General features: G+C 23.0%; 1 protein-coding gene and 1 pseudogene. Both read right to left on the bottom strand.

Annotated features, from left to right (window positions below; all coding sequences use genetic code 11):
* A pseudogene (locus BGS43_RS09190) lies at positions 1 to 754 on the bottom strand (DUF2972 domain-containing protein); the annotation flags it as partial.
* A 42-nt stretch (positions 755 to 796) separates the two neighbouring features.
* Positions 797 to 2,701: a DUF2972 domain-containing protein gene (locus BGS43_RS09185; protein WP_096569508.1), complete on the bottom strand. Its 1,905-nt coding sequence runs from the start codon at positions 2,699 to 2,701 to the stop codon at positions 797 to 799.
* Positions 2,702 to 2,706 lie beyond the last annotated feature (5 nt).

Raw genomic sequence — 2,706 nt, 5'->3', positions numbered from 1 at the left:
ACACAAATTCATAATTATCAGGTAAAGGTAGATTCATTTCCCAAGCAAGTTCAGCTGGTATGTTTTTATAGTTTATTTTTTCTTTTTCATCATTTAGTTTTTTAGGATCAAGTAATGAAGGATAAGGATGGTTTTCTTTTTTATATTTTTCATTAAAATCATTTGATAATAGCCATTCTTCTATAAGATTAAAATTTTGTATAAAATAATTAAAATTATGGAAAATATTATCAAGTATAGGTTGATAATCTTGATGAATTTTTAATATATTTTGTATTCTTGGAAGTTCTTTTAAAAAGGCTTGCTTATTTTTAGAGATTATTTTAATGATATTTGGACTTAATTTCGCAAAATTATTAAAAATTTCTTTAAATATTTTAAATTCTTTATTGGCTTTTTTAATATTTTTAGCTAGTTTAAACATGCTTCCTTTATGTAAATTTTGAAAAGTTTGTATAAGAACTTCACCAAGCATATAAGATAAATGAAATTTATATTTTAAAGCCTGCTCATAATCGCTGCATGTTTCTAAATTTGGATATTTGAGTTGAGGAAAAACTTGTATGGTTTGTTGATAAATTTTTTGTTCTTTTTTGTGTTGTTTTTTGATTTTATAGAGTTTTTTAAATAATGCTATATACCCCCCCCCATATTTATAATTATTTCTTTGATGACTAAAGTCAATCATAACTTTGCCTAATTTATAAGCTAAATGATTTTTTATTCTTTCTATAGCTGAGTTTGATTTATGCATAGGGTGGGGCATCCTTGTTTGAGATAAATATCTTAAAATTAATTATAACTCATTTATACTAATATCACTATCCAATTCTTGACACATTTTTTCAAATTCTTGATAGTATTTCCAAGAAGCTACTATATCTGGACGATGTTGTTTAATATGATCATAATCTTCATCCAAAATATTTTTCAACTTAAATGCTAAATCTTTATTTTTTTTAAAATATTCTAAAATATCTTCTTCATCAAAAAATTTAGCCTTTTCAATCTTTTCTTGACAATACATATGATAAATAAAATTATGAATGTATTTTTGCACCTCATGAAATAATTTCACATTTTTATTTAAAATATCAAAATCACACTGAGTACATAAACAAACAATGTTATCAAAATAAACTCTTTCTTGAAAAATCATATCTGCAATATCTATACATCGCTTTTCTTTATATGTTTCTTTGGCTAATTGGCGTGTCGATATTAAAATTTTAACACTATCTCTATCTTGTATATTCACTAAATTTCCATGATCTTTTAAATAAATTTCTAATACAAAAGGTAATAAAACCAATATATCATTACGACAAACTTTTGCTCTAAAAAAAAGTTCATCTTCAGGTTGTGAAAATTTAAAAATTTGAGATAACTTTTTAAATGTATTAAAAGCATATTCTCGTGTGATGTCATTCATATCTATATAATATAATTTTGTAATGGAATGCTTTAAAGTTTTAATCCTCCAATTTAATATATTCATATTGACATCACCAATTATATATCTTAATAAATTATTTAAGTCTGGCTTTTTTCCAAAGCCATATTCTATTGTATTATTTTTTTTAGAAGTTTGATGATATAAAATTACATTTTTTATATAATTTTCATAATCAAAATTTAAAGTTATCCTTCTTATAATATTAGGATTGGATTGATGATGATTAACCAAAGGTTTTAATAAAGATATAGGATCTCTTACAATGCATAAATAAGGAACTTTTTTAATAATTAAAAAAAATAATTTATCTGTATCGCTAGAAATTTTATGACCAGAAAGAACTAAAACATTATAATTTTTACTATTTATCAAAAGTTTATAGCTATCTAAATAACGATTATAATTATTATTAACTCTTGCATTCATACTAATTCCACAACCTCTTAAGAATTTATCCATTGCATCACTTCCGGCACCAAAAATATTTAAAAACACAAATTCATAATTATCAGGTAAAGGTAGATTCATTTCCCAAGCAAGTTCAGCTGGTATGTTTTTATAGTTTATTTTTTCTTTTTCATCATTTAGTTTTTTAGGATCAAGTAATGAAGGATAAGGATGGTTTTCTTTTTTATATTTTTCATTAAAATCATTTGATAATAGCCATTCTTCTATAAGATTAAAATTTTGTATAAAATAATTAAAATTATGGAAAATATTATCAAGTATAGGTTGATAATCTTGATGAATTTTTAATATATTTTGTATTCTTGGAAGTTCTTTTAAAAAGGCTTGCTTATTTTTAGAGATTATTTTAATGATATTTGGACTTAATTTCGCAAAATTATTAAAAATTTCTTTAAATATTTTAAATTCTTTATTGGCTTTTTTAATATTTTTAGCTAGTTTAAACATGCTTCCTTTATGTAAATTTTGAAAAGTTTGTATAAGAACTTCACCAAGCATATAAGATAAATGAAATTTATATTTTAAAGCCTGCTCATAATCGCTGCATGTTTCTAAATTTGGATATTTGAGTTGAGGAAAAACTTGTATGGTTTGTTGATAAATTTTTTGTTCTTTTTTGTGTTGTTTTTTGATTTTATAGAGTTTTTTAAATAATGCTATATACCCCCCCCCATATTTATAATTATTTCTTTGATGACTAAAGTCAATCATAACTTTGCCTAATTTATAAGCTAAATGATTTTTTATTCTTTCTATAGCTGAGTTTGATTTATGCATAGGGT

The organism is Campylobacter sp. 110 (assembly GCF_002383965.1).
GTDB classification, from domain to species: domain Bacteria; phylum Campylobacterota; class Campylobacteria; order Campylobacterales; family Campylobacteraceae; genus Campylobacter_D; species Campylobacter_D coli.
This window is presented reverse-complemented; position numbering and strand designations above follow the sequence as displayed.